The 22,786-nt window shown below is 60.5% G+C and carries 26 protein-coding genes; 13 read left to right on the top strand and 13 right to left on the bottom strand.

What is annotated here, in order from left to right; genetic code table 11:
- Nucleotides 1-162 precede the first annotated feature (162 nt).
- Complete coding sequence (locus tag EN850_RS29195) at nt 163-2,844, top strand: bifunctional acetate--CoA ligase family protein/GNAT family N-acetyltransferase (protein WP_136092758.1); 2,682 nt, start codon at nt 163-165, stop codon at nt 2,842-2,844.
- Between the two features lie 19 nt (nt 2,845-2,863).
- Here the strand turns inward: EN850_RS29195 and EN850_RS29190 are convergent, their stop codons facing one another.
- Together EN850_RS29190 and EN850_RS29185 are read right to left on the bottom strand one after the other, a co-directional pair.
- Complete coding sequence (locus EN850_RS29190; RefSeq protein WP_245525137.1) at nt 2,864-4,357, bottom strand: bifunctional aminoglycoside phosphotransferase/ATP-binding protein; 1,494 nt, start codon at nt 4,355-4,357, stop codon at nt 2,864-2,866.
- A gap of 113 nt (nt 4,358-4,470) precedes the next feature.
- Entirely contained in the window at nt 4,471-4,869 is a 399-nt protein-coding gene (locus tag EN850_RS29185; RefSeq protein WP_136092757.1) for a c-type cytochrome, read from the bottom strand.
- Nucleotides 4,870-5,044: 175 nt separating this feature from the next.
- On the opposite strand from EN850_RS29185, the gene EN850_RS29180 reads away from it, so the two are divergent.
- Complete coding sequence (locus EN850_RS29180; protein ID WP_135920298.1) at nt 5,045-5,881, top strand: universal stress protein; 837 nt, start codon at nt 5,045-5,047, stop codon at nt 5,879-5,881.
- Between the two features lie 74 nt (nt 5,882-5,955).
- Here the strand turns inward: EN850_RS29180 and EN850_RS29175 are convergent, their stop codons facing one another.
- The 5 genes from EN850_RS29175 to EN850_RS29155 all read right to left on the bottom strand — a co-directional run bounded on the left by EN850_RS29175 (nt 5,956) and on the right by EN850_RS29155 (nt 9,961).
- Nucleotides 5,956-6,402 carry a pyridoxamine 5'-phosphate oxidase family protein gene (locus EN850_RS29175; protein ID WP_135861761.1) on the bottom strand — a complete coding sequence of 149 codons (447 nt, stop codon included), beginning with the start codon at nt 6,400-6,402 and terminating at the stop codon, nt 5,956-5,958.
- Nucleotides 6,402-7,100 carry a phosphoribosyltransferase gene (locus tag EN850_RS29170; RefSeq protein ID WP_135920296.1) on the bottom strand — a complete coding sequence of 233 codons (699 nt, stop codon included), beginning with the start codon at nt 7,098-7,100 and terminating at the stop codon, nt 6,402-6,404. Before EN850_RS29170 ends, EN850_RS29175 begins: the two co-directional genes overlap by 1 nt.
- 3 nt (nt 7,101-7,103) lie before the next feature.
- The gene (locus EN850_RS29165) at nt 7,104-7,538 is read right to left on the bottom strand and encodes a DUF2267 domain-containing protein (RefSeq protein ID WP_127280177.1); all 435 of its coding nucleotides are present in this window, start codon (nt 7,536-7,538) and stop codon (nt 7,104-7,106) included.
- A gap of 184 nt (nt 7,539-7,722) precedes the next feature.
- Nucleotides 7,723-9,000, bottom strand: a complete 1,278-nt coding sequence (gene hemA, locus EN850_RS29160; protein WP_136092756.1) for a 5-aminolevulinate synthase — start codon at nt 8,998-9,000, stop codon at nt 7,723-7,725.
- A 136-nt stretch (nt 9,001-9,136) separates the two neighbouring features.
- Complete coding sequence (locus EN850_RS29155; protein ID WP_127275550.1) at nt 9,137-9,961, bottom strand: universal stress protein; 825 nt, start codon at nt 9,959-9,961, stop codon at nt 9,137-9,139.
- A 214-nt stretch (nt 9,962-10,175) separates the two neighbouring features.
- On the opposite strand from EN850_RS29155, the gene EN850_RS29150 reads away from it, so the two are divergent.
- Both EN850_RS29150 and EN850_RS29145 read left to right on the top strand, forming a co-directional pair.
- Nucleotides 10,176-10,559, top strand: a complete 384-nt coding sequence (locus EN850_RS29150) for a phasin family protein (protein ID WP_127873514.1) — start codon at nt 10,176-10,178, stop codon at nt 10,557-10,559.
- 76 nt (nt 10,560-10,635) lie between these two features.
- Nucleotides 10,636-10,926: a cytochrome c gene (locus EN850_RS29145; RefSeq protein ID WP_127275552.1), complete on the top strand. Its 291-nt coding sequence runs from the start codon at nt 10,636-10,638 to the stop codon at nt 10,924-10,926.
- 99 nt (nt 10,927-11,025) lie between these two features.
- On the opposite strand, the gene EN850_RS29140 is transcribed toward EN850_RS29145, so the two are convergent.
- Nucleotides 11,026-11,265, bottom strand: a complete 240-nt coding sequence (locus EN850_RS29140; RefSeq protein WP_135922207.1) for a lipoyl domain-containing protein — start codon at nt 11,263-11,265, stop codon at nt 11,026-11,028.
- A 34-nt stretch (nt 11,266-11,299) separates the two neighbouring features.
- Here EN850_RS29140 and EN850_RS36525 point away from each other — a divergent pair, with 34 nt between their 5' ends.
- Nucleotides 11,300-11,554 (top strand): hypothetical protein, encoded by a 255-nt coding sequence (locus EN850_RS36525; RefSeq protein ID WP_189591242.1) that lies wholly within the window; start codon nt 11,300-11,302, stop codon nt 11,552-11,554.
- A 4-nt stretch (nt 11,555-11,558) separates the two neighbouring features.
- Nucleotides 11,559-11,771 carry a hypothetical protein gene (locus EN850_RS29135; protein WP_127873540.1) on the top strand — a complete coding sequence of 71 codons (213 nt, stop codon included), beginning with the start codon at nt 11,559-11,561 and terminating at the stop codon, nt 11,769-11,771.
- 9 nt (nt 11,772-11,780) lie between these two features.
- Here the strand turns inward: EN850_RS29135 and fixJ are convergent, their stop codons facing one another.
- Together fixJ and EN850_RS29125 are read right to left on the bottom strand one after the other, a co-directional pair.
- On the bottom strand, nt 11,781-12,395 hold the full coding sequence (fixJ, locus tag EN850_RS29130) for a response regulator FixJ (protein WP_127275555.1): 615 nt from the start codon (nt 12,393-12,395) through the stop codon (nt 11,781-11,783).
- The gene (locus tag EN850_RS29125; RefSeq protein ID WP_127873518.1) at nt 12,382-13,938 is read right to left on the bottom strand and encodes a PAS domain S-box protein; all 1,557 of its coding nucleotides are present in this window, start codon (nt 13,936-13,938) and stop codon (nt 12,382-12,384) included. The genes fixJ and EN850_RS29125 overlap by 14 nt, the downstream gene beginning before the upstream one ends.
- Before the next feature lie 187 nt (nt 13,939-14,125).
- Between EN850_RS29125 and EN850_RS29120 the strand changes: the two genes are divergently transcribed.
- From EN850_RS29120 to EN850_RS29105, 4 genes are all read left to right on the top strand, one after another.
- Complete coding sequence (locus EN850_RS29120) at nt 14,126-14,935, top strand: universal stress protein (protein WP_167531550.1); 810 nt, start codon at nt 14,126-14,128, stop codon at nt 14,933-14,935.
- Complete coding sequence (gene mgtA, locus EN850_RS29115; RefSeq protein ID WP_245511862.1) at nt 14,935-17,553, top strand: magnesium-translocating P-type ATPase; 2,619 nt, start codon at nt 14,935-14,937, stop codon at nt 17,551-17,553. The genes EN850_RS29120 and mgtA overlap by 1 nt, the downstream gene beginning before the upstream one ends.
- Before the next feature lie 113 nt (nt 17,554-17,666).
- The gene (locus EN850_RS29110) at nt 17,667-17,936 is read left to right on the top strand and encodes a DUF6455 family protein (protein WP_127275558.1); all 270 of its coding nucleotides are present in this window, start codon (nt 17,667-17,669) and stop codon (nt 17,934-17,936) included.
- Nucleotides 17,937-18,043: 107 nt separating this feature from the next.
- Nucleotides 18,044-18,592, top strand: a complete 549-nt coding sequence (locus EN850_RS29105; protein ID WP_135861757.1) for a hypothetical protein — start codon at nt 18,044-18,046, stop codon at nt 18,590-18,592.
- 76 nt (nt 18,593-18,668) lie between these two features.
- Here the strand turns inward: EN850_RS29105 and EN850_RS29100 are convergent, their stop codons facing one another.
- From EN850_RS29100 to EN850_RS29090, 3 genes are all read right to left on the bottom strand, one after another.
- Nucleotides 18,669-19,367: a CBS domain-containing protein gene (locus EN850_RS29100; RefSeq protein ID WP_127873541.1), complete on the bottom strand. Its 699-nt coding sequence runs from the start codon at nt 19,365-19,367 to the stop codon at nt 18,669-18,671.
- 135 nt (nt 19,368-19,502) lie between these two features.
- Nucleotides 19,503-19,970: a DUF2231 domain-containing protein gene (locus EN850_RS29095; RefSeq protein WP_246689298.1), complete on the bottom strand. Its 468-nt coding sequence runs from the start codon at nt 19,968-19,970 to the stop codon at nt 19,503-19,505.
- A gap of 115 nt (nt 19,971-20,085) precedes the next feature.
- Complete coding sequence (locus EN850_RS29090) at nt 20,086-20,319, bottom strand: hypothetical protein (protein WP_127275561.1); 234 nt, start codon at nt 20,317-20,319, stop codon at nt 20,086-20,088.
- Nucleotides 20,320-20,504: 185 nt separating this feature from the next.
- On the opposite strand from EN850_RS29090, the gene EN850_RS29085 reads away from it, so the two are divergent.
- The 3 genes from EN850_RS29085 to EN850_RS29075 are packed head-to-tail and all read left to right on the top strand — an operon-like array spanning nt 20,505 to nt 22,782.
- Nucleotides 20,505-20,774, top strand: a complete 270-nt coding sequence (locus tag EN850_RS29085) for a hypothetical protein (RefSeq protein ID WP_245464237.1) — start codon at nt 20,505-20,507, stop codon at nt 20,772-20,774.
- On the top strand, nt 20,774-21,439 hold the full coding sequence (locus EN850_RS29080; RefSeq protein ID WP_127275563.1) for a response regulator transcription factor: 666 nt from the start codon (nt 20,774-20,776) through the stop codon (nt 21,437-21,439). The genes EN850_RS29085 and EN850_RS29080 overlap by 1 nt, the downstream gene beginning before the upstream one ends.
- Nucleotides 21,439-22,782: a HAMP domain-containing sensor histidine kinase gene (locus EN850_RS29075; protein ID WP_136092755.1), complete on the top strand. Its 1,344-nt coding sequence runs from the start codon at nt 21,439-21,441 to the stop codon at nt 22,780-22,782. The genes EN850_RS29080 and EN850_RS29075 overlap by 1 nt, the downstream gene beginning before the upstream one ends.
- Nucleotides 22,783-22,786: the final 4 nt, after the last annotated feature.

Below are 22,786 nucleotides of genomic sequence, written 5' to 3'. Positions count from 1 at the left end.
ATGCCTTCCGATCTGATCGATGCTCGCCAATTTTCGTCAGCGCTGACGAGCGCGTCGAACTCGGGCAACAGCTAGTCGCGAGAACCACAGAACGCTTTGATCCAACGCAACGAACGGGCAAGATCGACCGGCGATTATCGCCGCTAACAGGAGACACAAGGGGTGACGATCCGAAATCTCGAACATGCGTTCGCCCCGAAGTCCGTTGCTGTCTTCGGTGCGTCGGTGCGCGAAGGCTCCGTCGGCCATGTCGTTTTCGACAACATCGTCAGCGGTGGCTTCGAGGGCGACATCTGGCCGGTCAACCCGAAATATTCGCAGATCGCCGATCGGCAATGCTATGCTGAAGCGGCGGATTTGCCTGACGTCCCAGACCTTGGTGTCATCGTTACACCGCCTGAGACAGTTCCCGGCATCGTGCGCGACCTTGCTGAAAAGGGCACGCGGACGGCGGTCGTGATCACTGCCGGGCTTACGCGCGAGAATGGCCTGCGTCAGGCGATGCTGGACGCTGCCAAGCCCACGCTCTTCCGCATCATCGGGCCGAACACGGTCGGGCTGATGATCCCGCCGATGAAGCTAAATGCCGGATTTGCGCATATGGCCGCGAAGTCCGGCAACATCGCACTGCTGTCGCAATCCGGCGCCATTGCCACATCGCTGATCGACTGGGCGGCCGACAACAATGTCGGCTTCTCGCAGATCGTCTCCCTTGGCGACATGGCCGATGTCGATGTGGGGGACTGCCTCGACATGCTGGCGGGCGACATGCACACCCACGCCATCGTGATGTATCTCGAAACCATTCCCAATCCGCGCAAGTTCATGTCGGCGGCGCGCGCCGCCGCGCGCCTCAAGCCGGTGATCGTCATCAAGTCGGGCCGGCACGAGCAGGCGGCCAAAGCGGCCGCGACCCATACCGGCGCGCTGTCGGGCGCGGATCGTGTCGTCGATGCCGCATTGCGGCGCGCGGGCATCCTGCGCGTCGAAGGCCTGGCCGAGTTGTTCGACGCGGTTGAAACGACCGCCCGCTTTGCTCCGCTGGAGCGAGCCCGCGTCGGCATCGTCACCAATGGCGGTGGCGCCGGCGTGCTTGCCGTCGACCAACTTATCGACTGCAACGGGGAGTTGGCCGAACTCGCGCCGGGAACGATTGCCCGCCTGGATGCCGTCCTGCCGGCCACATGGTCGCATGCCAATCCGGTCGACATCATCGGCGACGCTCCGCCTGAGCGCTACCGGGTCGCGGTCGGGGCCATCGCGGCCGATGCCGGGACCGACGTTGTCCTGGTCATGAACTGCCCGACCGGGCTCGGCTCGCCGCTCGGCGCGGCAAGCGCGGTGGCAACGCTCGCGCAGGACGGTAAGATCGGCGGCAAACCGGTCCTGACCTGCTGGCTTGGCGAACACACGGCGCGCGAAGGGCGACGTATCCTTCAGGACGCGGGGATTGCCAGCCTCGAGACACCCGCCGATGCCGCGACGGCCGTATCCTACCTCGCCGACTGGTCGCGAGCCCAGCGGGCCCTGCTACGTACGCCGTCGAGCCACGGCGAGGCCGCCACGAGCGGTCGAGAAGCGGTGCTTGCCCTATTCAGGCAGGTCGCCAGGGAAGGCCGGCGCATGCTGACCGAGCCCGAGGCCAAGGCGGCGATTTCCGCCTACGGCATCCCGGTGCCCGAAACGATCATCGCCAGATCCCCTGCCAAAGTAGGGCAGGCGGCCGGCCGGCTTCTCAAGACATCCGAGCAGGTCGTCGTCAAGCTGCTGTCAAAGGCGATCTCGCACAAGTCGGACATTGGCGGGGTGGTGCTCGGCATTGCAGCCGCGGCGGCAGCCGAGGAGGCAGCACGCGCAATCGAGGCCCGGTTGCATAAGCACGATCCTCAGGCCGATATCGAGGGGTATGCCGTACAGCCGATGGTGGTGCGAAAACAGGCTCAGGAACTGATCCTTGGTGTCAGCCATGATTCGATTTTCGGTCCGGTTCTCCTGTTCGGGGCGGGTGGCGTCGCCGTTGAGGTGGTGGACGATACCGCGATCGCGTTGCCTCCGCTCGACGAAGTTCTTGCCGGTGACCTGATCGGGCAAACGCGGATCGGTCGGCTGCTCGACGGATTCCGCGATCGCAAACCCGCGGATCGGCAGGCGATCGTTGCGGCGCTCAACGGCCTATCGCAGATGGTTGTCGACTTTCCGTGCCTCGTATCAATGGACATCAATCCGTTGCTCGCGGACACCGCCGGCGTGATCGCGCTCGATGCACGCATCGAGATCGAACCGAAGCGGGTGGAGGAACCTGGGCCGAATCCTGCACTGTGCATCCGGCCCTACCCGTCAGGTTGGGAGAAGGAAACGTCGGCAGGTGGCGCGCATTATCACGTCCGGCCGATCAAGCCGACCGACATCGCGCTCTATCCCGAATTCCTGGCCAAAATTTCGTCTGACGATTTGCGCCTGCGTTTCCTTTCGCCGCGAAAAAGCTTCTCCGATCAGGTGTTGAAGCGGCTCACCCAGCTCGACTACGACCGCAATATGGCTTTCGTAGCATTGGACAAGAGCACTGGCGCGCTGGCGGGCATCAGCCGGTTGTCCTGCGATCCCGACCACGTCAGCGCCGAATACGCATTGCTGGTGCGGACGGACTTGCAGGGTCATGGCCTAGGTTGGGAGTTGCTCAGCCAGATCGTCGATTATGCAAAGGCCGATGGGATCCGCCGCATCGGAGGTATCGTGCTCGGTGAAAACAGCAAGATGCTGGCAATGTGCCGTGAATTCGGCTTCTCCTTGATGCATCTTCCGAACGAGCCAAGGCTTGTCGAGGCCAAGCTCGAACTCGGTTGAGGTCAATCATCCGCAACAGTCAGGAGGCCGTGCACAGGGTTTCGGAAGCATCGCGCTGCCAACATCTCCTCAGTTCCGCGGCAATGTCGACGGGCTTTCGATCGGAATCGGTCCTGCGCCAGCTGGCCTGGCCGGCTTTTCGCTGCAATTGACGCGAAAGGATATCGACCGTTGCATCCGAGGGACCGCCCTTGCGTTCGCTGACCCGTCGCCAAAGGACGAGTGGATCCGCCTCCAGCCAGAAACCGAAGAATGGAATACCCCGGTCTCGCGCCGCCTTCTCGATCCGCTCACGATCGGCCGGTCTGTCGAAAACCGCATCAGCTACAACCGAGCCACCCTCGGAGAGAATCAAGCCGGCGCGCCATGCCATTTCGTTGTAGACGCGATCGGACACATCAGGACGATAGGCCTTGTCCGGCAGCCTGGCCTCGGCGGGCACGCCGTGCATCGCTTTGCGGATGCGGTCGCTTTCGACTATGCGCGCACCGGGCGGCGCACCGATATGGGCGGCGAGCGCCTCGGCAATGGTCGTCTTGCCTGAACCACTGAGACCGCCGATGGCAACGAGCCTGGGCGGCGTTTGCTGCAGAAATGTTCGGGCCAGTTCGAAATAGGATCGGGCCTCGGCAGTCAATTTGCCGGAATCGGCGCTGCCTTCCTCGACCTGGGTGGCGGTGACATGCGCGCGCACAGCCGCCCGCACCGCCATGAAGAAAGGCAGCAGGACAAAGCCATCCTCGTCATCGGCCTCGTCGAGGTAGCGGTTCATCACGAGATTGGCGAGCTCTGGGAAACGGCGATGCCAAAGGTCCATCAGCAAGAAGGCAAGGTCGTACAGAACATCGATGCTGGCGATCTGGTCATTGAATTCGATGCAATCGAAGAGGCGAGGCTCGCCATCGAAAAGGCAGATGTTGCGCAGGTGCAGATCGCCATGACACTGGCGGATCTTGCCCGCGGCCTCCCGGCGATCCAGCAATCCGGAATGGCGCGCGAGTGCGGTGCGGAAAGCCCGGGCAAACGTCTCGATCTCTCGTTTTGTAAAAACGTGACTGGTGCCAAAGCCGGCCTCGTTGATGTCGAGCACGCCCATCAAATTGAATGAGCCGGTTCCGTTGTGGATCTTCGGCGCCGCACGGTGATGTCCCACGATCATGCGTGCGACCGCCGTCATCAGCGCTGGCGTCAGTTCTCCCGCGGTCGCCATCCGATCAAGGAGCCTCGACTGATCAAACCGGACCATCTCGATCACCGCATCGACCATTTGGCCAGCGCCATCGAAAACGAGTTTGCCGTCGACTTCGCGGGTAATGCGCCGCACGCCCAGATAGAGGCCGGGTGCGGTCCTGGCGTTGAGTTCCACCTCTTTTTCGCAAGCGGCCAGCCTTAGTGCTGGCGTCGAGAAATCGACATAGGGCAGCTTGACCGCCCGTTTCATCTTAAAGGCACGTCCATCGATCAAGAAAATTCGCGAGATATGAGTCTCGATCGCTTCGACCTGTCCGGCCATGCCATAGGAGGCGGGATCAAGCAGGAACGCCGTAGCGGATTGCTGCTCGTCAACGACCATGTCCGGCCTCATCGATGCCTGTGTCGTGCGGAGACTGTTTGCGCCCTCTGTTTTCATTGCTGCAACGTCTCGACATAACCGGCCAGATCATGGATCCGTTCCCTGGTGACGATTTCCCCGGCATTCGGGCCATATTTCTTCACGTCACCCGGAAGGAATTGCCGACCCCAGACCGGCATGTCGCGATTGCCATGCGCCGGCACCATGCCGCGGCCGCCGATGACGGCAAAGACGCGCCAATAAGGGAATTCGCCGCCATTGCGCCTGGAGAGGCGCGTCAGGTCGCTTGGCCGCTTCAACAACTCGTCGCCCAACGGGCCGTCCCCCTTGCCTTCAAGGCCATGGCAGACGGCGCATGAGTTCATGTATTCCGCCTTGCCGTTGCCGAGTTCCTGGGCGCCAGCTGCGTTGAGGGCCAATCCCCCCAAAATCGCCGCGATCAGGAATTTCATCTGCGTTTCCCCGATTGATCGACTGAAACCTACAGCCCTGGTTTGCTAGTGCGTTGATGCGGATCAAATGCCGCCGCGGTCACGGTATTTGATTCAGCGCAATGAACGCATCGGGCAGCCTCGCTAATGACTGAAACCACGACTGATCCTTCAATCGAAATCAGGAGTTGTCGCCGTGACTTTCAGGACATTGCTTACGGTTACCGGGCCGAACCAGGGTGAAGGTGATCTAAAGCTAGCCGCCTCGCTGTGCGAACAGGTCGGCGCCCATCTCTCCGTGCTCGTTCTCGAGCTTGCCGCGCCGCCCTCAGGCGGCGAGTATGCCGCTGTCGTTTCGCCTGCCTGGCTGGAGGAACGCCAGGCCGAGCTGAAAAGGCTCGAGAAGAGAATTTCGGATGTCGCCGGCTTTCTCTCCCAGAGCGCCGTATCGGCCGATCTGAGCGACGACTATCCCGACACGGGGTGGGCGGACGACGTCATCGGAAGGCGTGCCCGCTACGCCGATCTGACCATTCTCGGGCCAGATTTGCTGGCAAGCCATACGCTGAAGGATAAAGTCATCGAGGGCACGCTGTTCTCGTCGGGAAAGCCTATTCTGCTCGTTCCCGAGGGCACGCGGCCGACGCTGAAGCCGAAACGCGTCCTCGTTGCATGGGACGCCCGCCTTGAGTCATCGCGCGCCGTCCGCCAGTCCCTCGATATGCTGAAGGGCGCCGAAGATGTGCGCCTTGTCATCGTCGATCCCATTGAAGATGAGTTCCATCATGGCGAGGAGCCGGGTGCAGATGCCGCGGCCTATCTTGCCCGGCATGGCGTGAAGGTTACGGTCGACCGGCTGCCGAGCGCGAACCATTCGGTTGCCGATGTGCTTCGCCAGCATGCCGGCGACGTTGCGGCTGAGCTGATGGTCATGGGCGCCTACGGTCATTCCCGGTTGCGCGAACGGATTTTCGGTGGGGTCACCAAGTCGATGCTTGAAGGTCAATCGTTGCCGGTCTTCATGGCGCGATAGCAATTCACAGGGAAGAGCGGGCCGGCGCAGTTTGCGCCGGCCCGCTCTCGTTCCTGTAGCGAAGGGTTGCGGACTTACTCGCTCGCCTCTCGACCGGACACCTGCTCGATCAGAATCCGGAAGAAAACATGCGGTGCATTGTCGGCCGCGGGAGGAGTGACCGGCTTGAGTGCGCCGGGCTCCCACCAGTCGGTGTGCTTGCTCAACACCGACCAGGCATGGTCCCTTTGAAGCTTGTGGCCGATTCGGTCGGGCAGCTCTTCATATCGGCCATCGACAATGACACTTCTCCATCCTCGGCCCTGGCCATGTTCGTCCACCTGGACGGACACCAGCGGATTGGACCGCATCCATTCGATCTTTTTGCCCGGCATGGAAAACGCGTAAAGATGAGCGTCCGAATGGGCGTAGTGGAAGGGCACGACATAGGGCTGCCCATCCTTAGCGCATGCCAGATGGCCAACACGATTGGCCGTCAGCAATTTGGTACATTCCAAAGCCGAAAGCGTGCGGATCTGCATTAGTGCGATCTCCTGTTCTTTACGGCTAGGCCGGAAACGTGCCGCTGGCCAGTTTTGTACAGTTGGGCAGCCTCGTCCATAGCGAAGACAACGTCGTTGTCAGAGAGCCGCGGGAACCGCAGATAGTGGTGGCCCAAGGCCCGGAACTGTCCTGGCTGACTAAGGCAAACCACACGGTCCGCTTCCTGTTCCAGTTCAACGACCGTCTCTTGCGGTGAAACAGGAATTGCCACGACGATTTCCCTCGGTGACCGGCGCTTGAGGGCGCGGATCGCGATTTTCATGGTCGTACCGGTCGCGGCCCCGTCATCGACGATGATCGCGGTCTTTCCCGCAATCGAGATCGGTCTGGTCTTCCAGCGATAGGCAGCGCGCCGGCGTTCGAGTTCTGGCCGCTCATTTGCAATCAAGACACGTAGCTCGCTTTCGTCGAGTGCATAGGTCTCGACAATCTCACGGTTCAGCACGACCTCCCCAGGGTCGCCATCGACGATTGCGGCAACAGCCAGCTCGGGATTGCCCGGGGCGCCCACCTTGCGGATGATAAGCAGATCAAGAGGAGCGTGGAGGGCTTTGGCCACTTCCACTGCGACGGGCACGCCGCCGCGCGGTAATGCCAGTACGATCGGGTGATGCAATTGAAGCCTGCTCAGTTCCAGGCCAAGCTTGACTCCAGCCTCTTCCCGGTCGCGGAACATCGGTCAATCCACCGGCCACAGTTTTCGCAGCGACTTCTTCATCGAGTTTCTGACCTGTACGATCTCGCCATGCGAAATGTGACGGTCGAGAAGCTTGAAAACGGCACTGATCGCGACATCGAAATCGATCTCCTCATCGTAGCCGAAACTGTTTCTGACGCTGATAATAAAGTCGCGCTTGGTGCGCTCATGCGCAGGCACCGCGGGGTTCCAGCCTTCGAAATAGATGCCGCGGACCAAAACAGGCAGTTGCGCCGAGAGATCGGCCATTTCTGCTGGCGAAAGCCAATCCCGCACCGTGTGTAGAACGGATCTCAGGAGACGGCACGCGCTCGGTTCGCTCCAGCAGAGGTCCTTGGCGAGCTCCTTGACCCATTGTTGCGCCTGCTGGCCAGCGTGCGTGAAGTCAGCAAAGGACGTGTGGGAAATATGACCCATGGCGGATGCTCCTCGAAGATTTGAACTCCATTCTCAGGCATCGAAAGGCTTTGAGCATTGAGCAGGATCAAATCGTTCAAAAGTGCATCGCCCCGATTGTTTTCTACAGCCGCCTCGACCAGTTCGAGGGGGCCGCGCACCAGCTGGCAAAGGGGACGAACACCGTTTGCGCAAGCGGCGGGTTTCAGCCGCCGGATTTTTGCACCAGCAGCGGAATGATCCGGTCGCTTTTCGCGACGGCCGGCCGTCCCGCCGAACCGTAGGGGATGCCGAGCGCGTCCCAGGTCTCGACCAGCGCGTCCTGAAGTTCGGCGATCAGCGCATCGGAATGGAAGGGCGTCGGCGTGATGCGCAGCCGCTCGGTGCCGCGCGGCACGGTCGGGTAGTTGATCGGCTGGATATAGAGGCCGTGCACGCCGAGCAGGCGGTCGCTGGCCATCTTGCACAGCTCCGGATCGCCGACCAGCACCGGCACGATATGGGTGGAGGATTTCATCACCGGCAGGCCGGCGGCGGACAGGATCTGCTTGGTTCGGCTCGCCTGCTGCTGCTGGGCGTCGCGTTCGGCCTGCGAGCGCTTCAGGTGACGGATCGACGTGGTGGCCGCGGCGGCGATGGCCGGCGGCAGCGCGGTGGTGAAGATGAAGCCCGGCGCATAGGAGCGCACCGCGTCGATGACGGCGCTGGTGCCGGTGATGTAGCCGCCCAGCGTGCCGAACGCCTTGGCCAGCGTGCCCTCGATGATGTCGATGCGGTCGGCGAGGCCCTCGCGCTCGGTGATGCCGCCGCCGCGCGGCCCGTACATGCCCACCGCATGGACCTCGTCGATATAGGTCATGGCGTTGTAGCGCTCGGCCAACTCGACGATCTCCTTGATCGGTGCGATGTCGCCATCCATCGAATAGACGCTTTCGAAGACGATCAGCTTGGCGCGTTCGCGCCCGGCCGCCTGCAAAAGGCTTTCCAGATGCGCGACGTCATTGTGGCGGAAGATCTTCTTCTCGGCGCCCGAGCGCCGCACGCCTTCGATCATCGAGGCATGGTTCAACTCGTCCGAGATGATCAGGCAATTGGGCAAAAGCCGTGCGATGGTCGAGATCGAGGCTTCGTTGGAGACGAAACCGGAGGTGAAGACCAGGGCGGCTTCCTTGCCGTGCAGGTCGGCCAGCTCATGCTCGAGTTCGACCAACGGGTTGGACGTGCCGGAAATGTTGCGGGTGCCGCCGGCGCCAGAGCCCATCTTGCCGGCCGCGCTCTGGAACGCGGCGATGACGTCGGCGTGCTGGCCCATGCCAAGATAGTCGTTGGAGCACCAGACGGTGATTTCCTCGGCGCGGCCGTTGGAACGCCAGATGGCGCGCGGAAACTTGCCCGCGATGCGCTCGAGGTCGGCGAAGACGCGATAGCGACGCTCGGCATGGAGCTGGTCGATCGCGTCCTCGAAGAACCGCTGGTAATTCATGTCCGAATTTCCTTATTTGCTCGCGGTTGCGCTGCGGGCATCAGCTACACCGAACTTGGCAAGGTTAGACGTAACCGTTTGCGGAAGCGGAAGACCTTGATTTATGTCAAAACCACGATTTGGAGGTGTCACCTCCTCAGTTCGATATGAACCGATGCAATGATCCGCTGCGCAGCACAGAACGCGTCACGCCGCCAAAGGTCCTCTCCAGTACCCGGCTATGACCGTAGCCACCGAGAACGATGAGATCGGCCGCGATATCCTGTCCGATCTGGAGGAGGATTTCCGCCGGTTCGGAGCGGCACGCATCCAAGATTTCGGATCGCGCCTTCACACCGTGGCGCGTCAGAAAGAGTTCGACATCCGCTGCATTTTCCCTGGGTCCAGTATTCCCATTGTCCACGGTGGCGATCACGACATCCCTGGCGGTGATCAGGAAAGGCATAGCGTCGACGACGGCACGTCGCGCTTCCCGCGTGTCATTCCACGCAATCAGGATGCTTTCGGCTCTTATCGGCGCAAGGGGTTCCGATGCCACGAGTATCGGACGGCCCGCCGCAAGGATGAGACTTGCCGGATCAAGCACACGATGACGGTCGACCACCAGATCGGCCGTCGGCGGGCCAGCGAGGATCAAGTCGGCGGCACGCGCATTGAGTGCAAGTTGGCGCGTGGGATTGCCTACCTCTCCGCGCCACGAGGCACGATTGCTGCCGTTGACGATGCTCAGGAATTCCTCCCTCAGGCAGTCGAGGCGACCTTCTATCTCCTCTACCTGGCGCCACAACGCCTTGGTCGCGGCCTGGTCATCAGTGCTGGTTGGGAGGACAAAATGCGGCTCGGCGGCGCAGAAGCCGATCAGGTCGGCCTCGATCCGTTGAGCAAGATCCCACGCCATCGCGATGCGTGGCGCTGCGATTGCGTCCACGTCCAGTTGAACCATGATCGTCTTGAAAGCCATCGCGTCATTCCATCTGCGGTTGACGCGACTTGGCCATCAAATAGAGGCAAGCACCTTGATGCGGGTCAAACCGCAACGAGACCGGTTGGTGCCGGGTCGCTCGTACAGTCCGCAAGGTCAGAGGGTTGATCCTGATCAAGGACACGGCGACGAATGGCGTCAACGTTGCGCTGTGGAGATTATGTTCGCATGCCTCAGGATGGAGTAGTCGATAATGCACACTCAGCCCGAGCCATCCTCATTCGGCACACAATTGTTGCCGATTGCGGGAAATGGCCAGACGTTCTTCCTTGCTGCCGCGTCTCTTCAAGTCCACGCCTTCAAGGCGATGATGCGCTATAACGTCGAAACGCTGGCATTTCTGAAGCATCGTTGCGAACAGGACATCAAGCTGGCCGACGATCTCATCACCTGTCCGGAGTTCAATGACGCTTTCGACATCTTCTCTGCTTTTCTGCAGAATGCGACATCGCAATACGTCAGCGAAGCCGGCAAGGTCGCCGCACTGACCTCCAGGCTTGCTTCGGAAACGGCCAAACGGGTCCGCGAGGAAGCCAGAACCGCGATCGAGGACGCAGCGGCGAAGACAGTCGCGTAGATCGGCAATGCAGAGGTCGTCAGACATGAACAGCTTTTGTGGGCATCGTCGTCTGCCGGCTTCCGTCCTTGCACTGATGCTGCTCGGATATGTGCACCCAGCCCGTGCCGATAGCCTAACGGATCACGGGAAGGCGTTGGTGGAAGTCAATTGCGCCCGCTGCCACGCCATTGGAAAAACCGACAAGAGCAGTCATCCCGACGCCCCGGCGTTTCGCACCTTGTCAAAGCGCTATCCGATCACCGATCTCGAGGAAGCCCTCGCCGAGGGGATTTCGACGGGCCATCCGGACATGCCTGAGTGGATCGCCAGCCCCGACCAGATCGATGCAATAATCGCTTACATCAACACCTTGCAGAAACCGTGATCGGAGCTGCGGACGCAGCTGGCGACCAAGCCTGATGCTCTCCTTGAGGCTACAAGGGAGGAATGAGCGCAATCAACCCGGTGAGGCGTCCTCACCGGGCTAAGACTCCAGCGTTGCCAGAATCGAGCCTGGTTCGATGACGGTATTCGCGGTGGCGACAATCGTCGCGCGGCCACCTGCCGGCGCTACAATCTCGTGCAGCGCGTCTTCAACGCTAACTTCGGCTATTCGCTCGCCGGCCTTGATTGTGTCGCCGCTCGTAATGAACCAGCGCTCCAGGATGCCTTCCGGCAACATGCTGGAGGCCCACAGGGCTTCATCGGCCTTGATATAGTGCATCCCAATTCTCCCTATACCGTCTGATGATATGCGCTTGCGCAGCACGGTCCTTGATCCCGATCAATCGGCGTCCAGCGTCGCGATGGGCGCCGGATCAGGTATCAGCGCTGCGTTGGCAATCAATTGGGCTGCCCGCGCCATGCATGTGATTGGCACCGATGACGATATGGCGTCTGCCGCAGCAGCTATTAGCCAGATCAGCTCGGCGCCCGGCAACGCGCATGCCTGTTCGGCGATTCCAGAAAATGATGCAGATCAATGCGCAACGCACCGTTTGCGAAGATTTTGATGCGATGTGGAAACCAATCCTAAGCGCTCCGTTTGGTCGCGATCTCGAACTCGCCGTCTTCGACGAAGACGGCGAGCACGCGCTTGTGTTTGCCTGCAGAAGGGTGACGGAGGGTTGGAAGAATGCTGCCAGCGGTGCCCGTGTCGACATCCGGCCGACCCACTGGCGCGATTGGGACTTGGAGCGGGCCCAGGTCGGAATTCGCAAACCCTCTTGAAAACTCTTCCTAGGGTCGGGATTCCACGATCAGCGCCATGCGCACAAGATGTGACAAGCTGCTTGCGCCCATTTTGCTCATGACATTGGCGCGATGGATCTCGACCGTGCGCGGGCTGATGCCCAGATCGTAGGCGATCGTCTTGTTAGGCAGACCCGAAACAAGTCCATCCAGCACCTGCCGCTCGCGCTCTGACAAGGCCGACAGACGCGTGCGGATATCCGCAGACTGGGGATGCGCCGCGTTTGCTTGGTTCCGATTGGCCAGCGCGGAGCGAATCGCTTCGATCAGCATTTCGTCGTCGAACGGCTTCTCGATGAAATCGGCAGCGCCTTCCTTCATTGCCTGAACGGCAAGCGCCACATCGGCATGGCCCGTCATGACAATGACGGGAATTGTATGCCCGCCCGCCCTGAGTTGCCGCAGGAACTCAATACCGTCTATGCCCGGCATGCGTACGTCGGTGACAATGCAGCCCTCGAGGTTGCCTTTTGCCGTCGAAAGAAATGCCGTGGCCGATTCGTGCAGGCGTACGGCGAAGTCCGCTGTGGCCAGAAGAAAACCGAGCGACTTGCGGACGTCGACATCGTCGTCGACCACGTGCACCAGATCACTGTCGGCCATTTGTGACCTCTTCCTTCTCTACGATGCGCAAGGTGAACCGGAAAGCGGTTCCGCCGGCCGGCGTTACCTCGGCCCATATATGGCCACCGTGCGATTCAACGATGGTACGGCAAATGGAAAGGCCAACACCCATGCCTTGCTTCTTGGTCGTTACGAACGGCTGGAAGAGCTGGGCCGAGACCTCCGGCGCGAGACCCGGACCTGTATCGATTACGCTTACCTCGGCCATCCCATCATCCCGGGCAACGGTTGTGACTTTCAATTCGCGTCGCGTCGCGTCCTGCATAGCCTCCACCGCGTTGCGCATCAGGTTGAGCAGAACCTGCTGAATCTGGATGCGATCGGTCAAGACCAGTTCGGCGGCAGGGTCAAGCTTGTAGCTGACAAGGAGATTTATCTCCCTCGCGCCGACCAGGGCCAGGGACGCGGCTTCCTCGATGAGAACCGGCAGTCGTTCGACCTGGCGCTCGCTTTCGCCCCTGGCCACAAAATCCCTCAGATGACGGATGACGTCGCCTGCTCGCAATGCCTGCTCAGCTGCCTTTTCGACAGCATCCCGAAGCATAGGCGCATTCTCGTCCTGGCTTTTCTCGAGCAGTCGACGACTGCCTTTGAGGTAGTTCGTGATCGCCGTCAGTGGCTGGTTGATCTCATGAGCAAGCGTCGAAGCCATTTCGCCGAGTGCTGTAAACCGCGCCATGTGCAGCAGTTCCTGCTGCTGCTCCTGGATTCTTGCTTCTGCCCGGTGGCGTTCGGTGAGGTCGCGGCAGAAGCCGGTAAAGAAACGTCCGGTTCCCGGATGCATCTCGCCGACGGAAAGCTCCATTGGGAATGTCGTGCCATCCTTGCGCGCGCCGGTAACGGTGCGGCCGAGTCCGATGATCCGGTGCTCTCCCGTCGTCAGATAGCGAAGCAGATAGGCATCATGCTCGTCGCGGTAGGGCGAGGGCATCAGCATTCTCACGTTTTGACCAATGACGTCGCTTGACTGATAGCCGAACAGCGTTTCGGCAGCGGTGCTGAAGGACTGGATCCGGCCCTGTTCGTCAATGACGACCATTGCGTCCGGCACTGTTGCCAGGATGGATCGCAAATGGTCCTCGCGCAGCCGAAGTGCGGCGTTTGCAAAGGAGAGTTCGCTGACATCCGTGCCTTCAATGAAGATCGCGGTGATACGGCCATCGTCAGCCTTGATCGGCTGATAGACAAAATCAAGGATGCGCTCTTCGACCGGGCCGTCGGCTGTGTTGCGAAGGCCAACCTTCACCCCGTGGCCCCTATAGGGCTCGCCGGTCGTGTAGACTTGGTCCAGATGGTCGAAAAACTCATATCCTTCGAGCTCGGGAAAGGCATCCTGCACGGACTTTCCGATCACTTGCCTGTTGCCGATCAATTGCTGGTAGGCGGCATTGGTCAGTTCGAAAACGTGACCTGGCTCGCGCATGAGCGCTATAAATCCCGGAGCCTGATCGAACATTCGCGACAGCAGTGATTTGAGTGTCGTCCCGCCGGGCGACAAACTGAGCGCTTCGTCTTTGATCACCTGAGGTTCCTGAGTTCGAGACGGTGCTACCGGGGCTAATTATCACTTCTCGCCGCTCACGCAAAACGGATCGAGCCGACGTTTTCGTGCGCAGGCGCAGTTGGCGATCTTTGACGCGCGTCAAGGCATTGGACGCTGGCGAATGCAATTCATCACGCATTCCATAGTTCAGCGAAAGGCGTCCGCAATGTCTTACAAGTCAATCATCGTCAACCTCGCCATCGATGCGCCTCCTGCACCTATTGTAAAGGTGGGGGTCGAACTCGCGGAACGGTTCGGAGCCTGTCTTATCGGCTTGGCGGCAGCCGATGTTCCGCCCTTGGTCGCGACCGGCCAAGGCATGGTCTACGAAGGCGAGATCATGCAGATCCAGCGAACAGAAATCGAAAAGCGGCTTGCCGAACTGCGTGCCGAGTTCGAGAGGCTGGTTCCTGCTTCGATCTTTAGCGAATGGGGCCAAGCTGTTTGCAGCCCGACCCGGTTCCTCAGCGTTTCGGCCAGAGCAGCCGACCTTATCGTTACCGGCCAGGCAGGAGACAATGTGTTTCGCGCCGTGGATGTCGGCAGTCTGACACTGGGCGCCGGGCGTCCGGTCCTGGTCGCCGCAACCAACGTCGAGCACGTCCTTGCAAAAACTGTTCTCGTAGCGTGGAAGGACACTAGGGAGGCTCGGCGAGCGATGGCTGACGCATTGCCTTTCCTGGCCAAAGCCAGCGAAGTCGTGATTGCCACGATCGACACCGAGCGCGACGAAAGCATTCGCGACAGCCTCGCCGATGTCGCGGTCTTTCTCGAGCACCATGGCATCAAGGCGCGAACCGAGCTGATCGCCGGTGAGGCTGATGGCGACCGGTTGCTGACATTCGCACGCTCGATCCATGCGGATCTCATCGTCTCGGGCGCCTATGGCCATAGCCGCTTGCGGGAATGGGCGTTCGGCGGCGTCACCCGCACGCTGATCGAAGAGAGCGGCATCAACCGCTTCATGTCGTATTGATGATAGGCGAAGCTGGCCAGCAATCCGTCTCGCCAGAGGACGGTGCCTATTGGTCGATCGAGACCAATGACCTCTTGTTAGGTCTTGAGACCTCAGTCTCGGGGCTTGCTTCGTCCGAAGCGGCATCGAGGCTCGCAAAATTCGGCCGAAACACACCCGCGTCGACGTCAGGCGCGTCGGCCCTGGCAGTGTTTGCCCGCCAGTTCCGCAGCCCGCTGGTCCTGATCCTCATTTTCGCGGCCTGCGTATCAGCCTTCGTCGGGGAGGGCCAGGAGGCTGCGATCATCGGCGCGATCGTGCTGGCAAGCTGCGTCCTGAGCTTCACCCAAGAGTACGGTGCGTCGCTGGCGACCGAAGCACTGAAACAGCGCATTTCGCGCAAGGCTATTGTGTTGCGCGATGGCGCCGAGTGCTCGGTCGCCGCCGAAGATATCGTGCCGGGCGACGTGATCCGGCTTTCGGCCGGAAACCTCATTCCCGCGGACGGTATCATTCTGGACGCGCGCGATTTCAATGTCAGCGAGGCTGTACTGACCGGCGAAACCTTTCCCGTCGTGAAGGCACCGGGGCGGTCGGCGCCCGAGGCCTCCATAGCACAGCGCAGCAATGCCGTTTTCACGGGCACGTCGGTCCGCAGCGGCACTGCAACCGTGCTTGCGGCAGCGACCGGCGCCAGCACTGAATTCGCATCGATCGCCGCCGCCCTGGAGCGACAAATCCCCGAAACAGGGTTTGCCCGGGGTATCAGGCTGTTTGGCTATCTGATGACCGAGATCATGCTGGCAATCGTCATCCTGGTGTTCTTCGCCAATCTGCTGCTGCATCGACCGCTGATTGAATCGCTGCTGTTTTCGCTGGCACTGGCGGTTGGTCTTACGCCCGAACTTCTCCCGGCCATCATCAGCGTGACGCTGGCTCGAGGGGCTCGCGCGATGGCAGCCAATGGCGTCATCGTGCGCCGTCTCGATGCCATCGAGAATCTGGGCAGCATGGATTTGCTGTGCACCGACAAGACGGGGACGCTGACGGAAGGCGTTATCCACCTGGATGGATGGCTCGATGTCGACGGCAATCCGTCAACCGATATCCTGCTCTGGGCACGTCTCAACGCGACCCTGCAGACCGGACTGAAGAACCCGCTGGACGAAGCAATCGCCGGCTCGCCGGGCGAAGGCGCATTATTGGCGGCCTTCACGAAAGTCGACGAAATCCCCTATGATTTCATTCGCAAGCGGCTATCCGTTGTGGTCCGGACCAAGGACGCCCAGAACCTTCTGATTACCAAAGGTGCCGTACAAAATGTCCTCGAAACCTGCAGCTTCGCCCGAGCAGCCACCGGGCTGGAACCCCTCGATGAAACGCACCGTGCGGCAATCGACGAAAAATTCCGGCGCTGGAGCGCGGACGGCTACCGCGTTCTGGGCCTGGCAATCCGTCAGTTCGAGAGCCAGAAAACGTTCAGCAGGAAAGACGAGATCGATCTCGCCTTCGCTGGCTTCCTGCTTTTCCTCGACCCTCCAAAGAAGGGCGTCAAGGAGACGCTTGCCGAGCTCGCCCACCGCGGCATCGCGGTAAAGGTCATTTCTGGCGACAACCGTTACGTTGCCGCGCATCTCGCCCAGGCGATCGGCTTGCGCGCCGACAGGATCATGACCGGCGAGGAGCTTTCGAAATTGACGAAGAGCGCGCTCTTCGCGGGCGTGCAGCACACCGACCTCTTCGTCGAGATCGACCCCAACCAGAAGGAGCGCATCGTTCAGGCCTTGCGGAGCAGGAGCCATGTCGTTGGTTACCTTGGCGACGGCATCAATGATGCGCCTGCCCTTCATGAGGCAGACATAGGCATCTCGGTCGACACCGCTGTCGATGTCGCGCGCGAGGCGGCCGATATCATCCTTCTCAAGCAGGACCTCGGCGTATTGGTGCGCGGCGTCGACGATGGCCGCAAGACCTTCGCGAATACGATGAAGTACATTTCAATCACCACCAGCGCCAATTTCGGCAACATGATCAGCATGGCTGTCGCCTCGCTGTTCCTGCCTTTCCTTCCGCTTCTTGCCAAGCAGATCCTGCTCAACAATTTCCTCTCTGACGTTCCTTCACTCGCCATTGCAAGCGACAACGTCGATCCCGACCAACTGCGCCGGCCTCGCCACTGGGATATCCGTTTTGTGCGGCGGTTCATGATCAGCTTTGGCCTGGTCAGTTCGCTGTTCGACTTCGCGACCTTCGTTTTCCTTCTGTTTTTTGCGCACGCCACGGAGGCCGCATTCCAGACCGCCTGGTTTGTCGAGTCGTTGCTGACGGAGCTTGCCATCGTGCTCATCGTGCGCACGCACAGGGCTTTCTGGGCGAGCCGTCCAAGCCCGTTGCTTGCCTGGCTTACATTGGCCGTCGGGATTATGGCGATCATGATCCCCTATCTGCCGTTTGCAGCCTGGTTCGGCTTCGTGCCACTGCCTCTGCCCGTACTTGTCGCGCTTGTCGCGATTACCGCACTCTACCTATGCGCCTCGGAAGCGACCAAGCGCTGGTTCTTCGGACAAGAGAGCCGGGCCCGCAAGAAGTTGCTTGCCGGTCAGCGGTCCTTTCTCGATCGCCTTGTGGCCAAGGTTTAGCGCCATGCTCCCTGTTTGGGGCTCAGGGATCGGCAACGATACCGCCTGTTGATCGAGATCAACGCCGCTTGCCGCCAACATGCCATGATGGCCAGCAGGCAGGAGTGATTACCATGACCTTTCTCGATTACCTGATTTCAGTTGATGCCAGAACCACCTTGATGGACCGCATGATGCGGAAGCTCGGCGTCGACAGACAGTTGAAAGTCGTAGCCGACCATGCCGCCGTCACCAGCAGGGCAGTGGATCGCTGCCGTTCCTGCGGACATCAGGATGAATGCTCGGTCTGGCTCGACGAACATCAGCAAGCCAATAACCCGCCAGACTATTGCCGCAACGGCGACCTGATCGCTCGACTGCAGCATGCGGCCGGCCAACGCTAGTCATTCGAGTACTCAGCCTGGACGATGTCGTGCTGCCCGTGTTTTGACAGAGTCAACGCAAACCGAGTCTTCCAGTTGACAGGTTTGCATTCCACGGGACCAGGCAGTTGGACACTCTATTTTTTCTGGAAGCATTCCTGCTCTTTGTCGCACCAGGGCCAACCAACGCTCTTTTGCTGACAGGGTCGGTCAAGCGGGAGAAAGCGGTCAGGCTCTTGGCCGCTCAGGCATGCGGATACGGGATCGCATCCGCGTGCTGGTTTTCACTGCGTCCCTTCGTGTCGCCTGACGCCATTCAAATACTCAGGCTGGTAGCGGCCGGGTGGCTCGTCATTCTTGGCCTGCGTCTGACGGCAAGCGCCCGGATCAACGCTGCCAAAAGCGGCGACGCCATTTCTGTTGCGGTGACCAGTGCTCTCAATCCGAAGGCCTTCATCTATTGCCTGGCTATCGTGCCGATGAACATCGAACCGCGCGAACTGGGGATCTTTTGGATTGCGCTTCTGGTGATGACAGCTGCCAGCGGATCGGTGTGGCTTTTGCTGGGGCGGCGCTTCTGCGGAGGCAAAACACTGGCAGAAAAAGTTGCGGGCGCCGCGCTTCTTGCCTTTGCCCTGTTACTCCTTCGACCATTGATTCCCCTGGTCGCGCCCTAAGCGCGGCGAAGCCTTGGGCAAGGACCAGCAACACAGAGAGGCAATGGTGCCTCGCTGCGGACCAATGTCAGCTCCGCTACGAAACAAGGACGACCGACACGGGATCGGCGCAGAAGAGATTGTCCTTGACAGCATTGACGCCGGCGACGTTTTCGGCGGCGACTGTCGCTGCCTGGCGCTCGCGTTCGTCGAAGATGGCGCCGCTCAGTGTCACCACACCCTTGTCCACCGTCACGTTGATCAAATCGTTGCCGGCCCATCTCTGCCTCGCAAGCTCGGTAGCGATGTTCTGCCGAATCTGTTCGTCATCGATGACCGTAGCGGCTCCATCCGGAAGGACGTCGAGCAATGCCCGCAGAAGATCAGAGCGGGTGATGATGCCAACGACTTTCCCAGCTTCGACGACCGGAATGCGTTTGACATGGTGACGCGTCATGAGCTCGACGACTTTCGCGAGTGATGCTGCAGGGGATGCCGTCACGACATCTTGCGACATCACCTCTTCAACCCGTCGACCATTGGCGCGGACATATTCGTCGGCGGCCTTTCCGGGGCTGACGAGAAACTCCAGCCAGCGCGAGCGCTTGCGCTCCGTGCCCAGTTCCCCGCGTCGCAGGAAATCGCCCTCGCTGACGATCCCCACCAGCCTGCCGTCGTTGCGAATGACGGGGAGGCCGCTGACCTTTTTGGAGAGCATCAACCCGGCAGCCTCGGCGATCGATGCGGACGGGTCTATGCCGACGACTGGCCTGCTCATTATGGCTTCGGCTTGCATGGTCGTTCTCCAGAGTTTTTCCAACCTCCGGCTTCTTAGATTGCACATGCACGAAGCGCCTTGATCTGAATCATTTTTCGGTCGAGGCAAATGGTCATCCAAAATTGGAACCTTGAATGACTGGGCGCGAACCGGTCAACCAGCGACCGCGGTCTTGGCGACGTTCACACCAAGTTCGTAGACAAGCAGCCCACCGTAGTAGGCTGTCGCAGTGACCAGGAATGCACCGCAAACTTCGATCAGAGGAATGGCGATCGTTACAGCCCGCATGTCACGGTTCCGCATCCAAAGCGCGAACCGCACAATTCCCCAGACCAGGAAGGCAAAGGCAGTGATACCTCCCAGGCTTTCGTGGATCTCCGCGATATCGCTGCTGAAGCCGGCCGCTTCGGCATGATCCAGGGCAAGACCTCCAAAGAACCAGGTCCCAATGGCGAACACTCCGGCAGACAGGGCTACGAAAGTAGAGATCGTACCGGCGCCAGATCTTTTGGTAACGGCGCTGCCGCCAACCAGCGCCACAAGGTCGATAGCCACAAGCATGTAGATCAGAACAATAGGGAAATGAACAAGAATTGGGTGGATATGTTGAATAGGGATCACGAAAACTCTCCAGAAATTGGCAAGGAGCTTGGATAATTTGCCGGCTTTGCAGCGAGCCTTGGGCCACGACATTGGCAACCGTCATGTGCGGTGGCGGCCACGCGCCGTGGGAGACCTAGTCGTTTTCGTCGGCCTCATCGCCTTGTTGGTCGTCACACGCATCGTCGCCACCCTTGATGGCTTTCGGGGTGGAGGCGTCCTGCATCGGGATGGCCTGCAGATCGATCGGACCGGATGGGACAACAGACGATGACGCCCCACATGATCCTTCGTCCGATTCAGCGGCCGCCGGCAGCGCGAAGATCGTGAGGCTTGCAAGTGCTGCAAGGACAAGCATGGAATTGCGCATGGTCTCGTATCCTTCTTGGCGCGGCCATGATTGGACGCGATGATGCCCTGATATGGTCCCCTTGCTTGCTGTGGGCTGAGGATAACTGACAGCAAATTGAAAGCTGCAACGTGCGACATGCCTTGCCGATGAAAAGACAATGGAAGCGTTTGGCGGTGCTGGTTCTCGCGGGACTTGTCTTGGCCATGCCTCTCGCTGCCCGTGCCGACGAGGACGATGACGGCGACCATGACCGGGCGCGGGATTTGTACGAACGCGGCGAAATCAAGGGCCTTGCCAATATACTGGACGTTGTCCGCACCAAAGCTCCCGGCGATGTTGTTGCGGTCGATCTCATCCGCAAGGCCGACAGATGGGTCTACCGTTTTCAGGTCGTGGGTGCCGATGGCCGGCGAAAGACCGTCGACGTCGACGCCGGTGCCGGTGTCATCATGCGCGATGGGGAGGGTGACTGATGAAGATCCTCCTGGCCGAAGACGAGCCCCGTATCGCTGCCGATATCGCGACCGCCCTCAAAGCATCGGGAATGGCGGTCGATATCGTAAAGGATGGTGAAGCTGCCTGGTTCGCAGGCGATGTCGAGAATTATGACGCCGCGATTCTGGATCTCGGCTTGCCCAAGCTCGATGGTCTTACGGTCTTGAAACGTTGGCGGGCGAATGCGCGCAGGTTCCCGGTTCTCATCCTGACCGCAAGAGGCATGTGGACCGAACGCGTCGACGGCATCAATTCCGGTGCCGACGACTATCTTCCCAAACCTTTTGAAATGGAAGAACTGCTCGCCCGGTTACGGGCAATCCTGCGTCGCTCGGCCGGGCAGGCGGCACCCGTGTTGAGGTCCGGGCCGTTGCTCTTGGACACACGCCAGATGCGCATTTCGCTTCGCGGCATTCCCGTTGCGCTGTCGCCGCTGGAATACCGGCTCCTGGCGTTTCTGATGCACCACGCCGGCCGGGTGGTGGCGCCGACCGAACTTGCCGAGCATTTGTACGATTCAGGCAACGACCGCGATCCGAACACGATCGAGGTGATCGTCGCGCGCCTGCGTCGCAAGCTCGGGAGCGACGTCATCGAAACGAGGCGCGGATTCGGGTATCTGATGCCCGACGATTCCCGCTGATGGGCAACTCGATCCGGTTCAGGCTCTGGTTGGCGGCAACGATCTCGATCCTGGTTGCTCTTGCCATCGCCGGCGTTGGATTGCGCTATCTGTTCGAACTTAACGTCGAGCGGCGCGTTGTCAGCGAGCTGACAGTCGACCTGAACGATCTTATTGGCGCGACCAATTTTGCCGCCGATGGCCGTCTTTCGGTCCAGGCGACCTTGGCCGACCCACGTTTCTCCATTCCCTTTTCCGGCCACTACTGGCAGGTGCAGGATGCCGGATCCGGCAACCTTGTCCGCTCGCGTTCACTATGGGACGCGACGCTTGCCTTGCCTGATCGCGCAACCAACGGCGAATTCAGGGAGATCAAGGAATTCAAGGGGCCACAAGGGGAGCTCACCATCGCCGTCGAGCGCACGATCATCGACGCCAGTGGGCGATCGTTTCGCGCCGTCGTGGCGGAAGACCATCAAACGGTGAAGGAATCCGTCGATGGGTATGTCCGCGACCTTGCGCCAGCCCTTGTTCTGCTCGCCATTGCCCTCATGGCCGCCTTCTTCATCCAGATCACCGTCGGTCTTGCGCCTCTGGAGACCTTGCGGGTTTCGGTCAGAAACGTGATTGCGCAGCGATCAGCACGGCTCGATGTGGTGGCGCCGAGCGAGGTGCAGCCGCTCGCGGACGAAATCAATCGTCTTCTCGATGCCCAGGAGAAGGCGCTTGCGCGAGCCCGCTCGCGCGCCACCGATTTGGCGCATGGCCTCAAGACACCGCTGCAAGTGCTGTCGGCCGACATCCGGGCCTTGCGCAAGAAAGGCGAGACGGTTCTGGCTGACGAGATTGAAAAGAGCGCCGGAGCGATCCGGCGCCATGTCGAGCGGGAGCTCGCGCGAGCGCGCCTCGCCCCCGGCGTTTCCGGCAAGGCATCCTGCCTTGTGTCGGACGTCGCGGCTGGCGTCATTGCCGTCGTCAAACGGACACCAAGCGGCAAGCAGCTTTCTTTCAAGCTGGATATCGCGGAAGATTTGACGGCCCCAATCGACGAAGGCGACTTGTCAGAAGTTCTCGGCAATCTGGTCGAGAATGCCGCGCGCTATGCAAAATCGTCAGTCCGTGTCGGTGCATCCACTGCCTGGGACGAGGTGACCGTCAGTGTTGCTGATGATGGCCCAGGTATACCGGATGCCGATCGGGAGTCCGCGATGTCACGTGGTGTCCAGCTCGACAGCAAGGGAGGCAGCAGCGGTCTTGGCCTGGCCATCGTTTCCGACATCGTCGAAGCCTATGGCGGACGCCTTGCCATGGCTAACGCCGATCCGGGCCTTGTGGTGACCATTTTCTTGCCGCGACACAGTTGAGCCT

This window comes from Mesorhizobium sp. M8A.F.Ca.ET.207.01.1.1 (genome assembly GCF_004794715.1).
Taxonomy (GTDB): domain Bacteria; phylum Pseudomonadota; class Alphaproteobacteria; order Rhizobiales; family Rhizobiaceae; genus Mesorhizobium.
The sequence above is the reverse complement of the archived record's forward strand: the minus strand, read 5'-3'. Positions and strand labels throughout refer to the sequence as shown.